This is a genomic window from Pectobacterium betavasculorum, from assembly GCF_000749845.1.
GTDB classification, from domain to species: domain Bacteria; phylum Pseudomonadota; class Gammaproteobacteria; order Enterobacterales; family Enterobacteriaceae; genus Pectobacterium; species Pectobacterium betavasculorum.
Map to the genome: position 1 here is coordinate 1 of NZ_JQHM01000041.1, position 2,031 is coordinate 2,031.

2 protein-coding genes are annotated in these 2,031 nt (G+C 58.6%); both read right to left on the minus strand.

Annotated features, from left to right (window positions below; genetic code table 11):
• Positions 1–289 (minus strand): hypothetical protein (locus KP22_RS20970; RefSeq protein WP_039309311.1); only part of this gene is annotated, 289 nt, incomplete at its 3' end.
• A 33-nt stretch (positions 290–322) separates the two neighbouring features.
• Positions 323–2,020 (minus strand): non-ribosomal peptide synthetase, encoded by a 1,698-nt coding sequence (locus KP22_RS20975; protein ID WP_280513147.1) that lies wholly within the window; start codon positions 2,018–2,020, stop codon positions 323–325.
• Positions 2,021–2,031 lie beyond the last annotated feature (11 nt).

The window sequence follows — 2,031 nt, forward strand, 5'->3', positions numbered from 1 at the left end:
CGATACGATCCAACGCCATCCGCAGCGCTTCCTGGTCGAGTTCGCCGCTCAGCTTCAGGCCGCCGGCGACATGGTAGGCGGCGCTGGCGCGTGCCTCCAACTGGGTTAAAAACCACAGCCGCTGCTGAGAAAAAGAGAGGGGAATCGGCTCAGAGCGGTCGCAGCGCATCAGTGCCAGCGCCGGATCGTTTCGCTCTGCGCGCAGCCGTTCCAATAGAGCAACCCGCTGCGATACCGTCATTTGACCGAGATCGTCCGCCTTATTGTCGCTGTCCTTTACCGAATGCATTGAATCATCCACCTTAATACCTCCATTATTGCTTCAGCGCTGATCGAAAGAATCCTCTTTCGACATCAATGCATGAAGTTGCGTATCAATATGTTGCAAAAGTAGATCGGCCATTCTGTGCAGTTGAGGAACGGCGAAGACATCTTGTAGCGGCACCTCGATCATCAACCTATTTTTGATACGTGAAACGAGCTGAACAGCCAGCAGCGAGTGCCCGCCCAGAGCGAAAAAGTGATCCCGCCGCCCCACCCGCTCCACCTGCAGCAGTTCGCTCCACATGTCGGCCAGAATCTGCTCGACCTCACCCTGCGGCGGATCATATTCCTGACTGACATAGGATGCGGCATCCGGCGCGGGCAGCGCGTTGCGATCGAGCTTTCCGTTAGGGCTAACCGGGAAACGGCTCACCGGCACGTAGGCGGCTGGCACCATATATTCCGGCAGGCGGCTGGTGAGGTATTGGTGCAGCGTTTCAGCCTTACACGCCGCGTTTTCCTCGCCGTCCGGCAGAAAATAGGCCACCAGGCGACTGTTATCAGGATCATCTTCTCTCAGCACCACCAGCGACTGGGCGATACCAGCATAGGTGTTCAACTGAGCTTCAATCTCCTCCAGTTCGACCCGGAACCCGCGTATCTTGATCTGACGATCGCCGCGCCCCAGATAGGCGATAGTCCCATCCTCGTTCCAGCGGCCGATATCGCCCGTACGGTACATCCGCTGCTGAGGCTCATTCCCGGCAGGCAGCACAAAGGGATCGGGTAGGAAACGTTCGGCGGTCAGCACCGGATTATTGAGATAGCCGCAGGCCACCGCATCTCCGGCCAGATAGATCTCGCCGCTGACGCCGATCGGCACCGGCTGCTGCAAGGCATCAAGCAAATAGATGCGAGTATTGGCGATCGGGCGGCCGATAGACGGAAACCGAACCCACTCCTGCGCGGCTGACGGCAGGTCAAAACAGCTCGCCACATGGGTTTCGGTCGGCCCATAGTGGTTATACAGACGCACGTGGGAGAGCAACCCGGCGAACAATTGTTGAAGCGAGGCGGTAATAACCAACTGCTCCCCTGCGGTAATGATCTCCTGCAGAGCCGCTATCGGCTGAGTTTCGGTCTGCAACTGAGCCGCCAGCGCTTTGAGCGCTACATAAGGAAGATACAGCCGCTCTATCTGACGCTGGCGAATCAGCGCCGAGAGTTTGATCATATCCAGTCGGCTGGACTCATCAATCAGGACCAGCTCGCCGCCGAACAATAGTGTGCTGAAGATCTCCTGGAAAGAGACATCGAATCCTAGCGCCGCATACTGTAAGGTGCGCGGCGTCGTTTTTTCTTCCTGCGCCCGCCGCTGCCAATGCATCAGGTTGACCAATGCCCGATGCGGCATGGCCACGCCTTTGGGTTGACCGGTCGACCCCGAGGTGTAAATCACATAGGCCAACGGCGACACACTCAGCGGCGCGACGGGGTTATTCGTCGGCAACTGCGTCCATGCCTCAGTCAACCGTTCGGGCAACACTAACAGAATACGATCTTCGTCTGTGGGCAACCTCGGTGCCAACGACGCGTCGGTAATCAGCACCCGCGGCCGACCGTCATGCAACATGTAACGGATACGGTCGTCAGGGTAGGACGGGTCGATCGGCACATAGGCGCCGCCCGCCTTCAGCACCGCCAGCACCGCCACCACCATTTCCACGCCGCGCGGCAGGCAGATGGCCACCCGCATATCCGGCACCA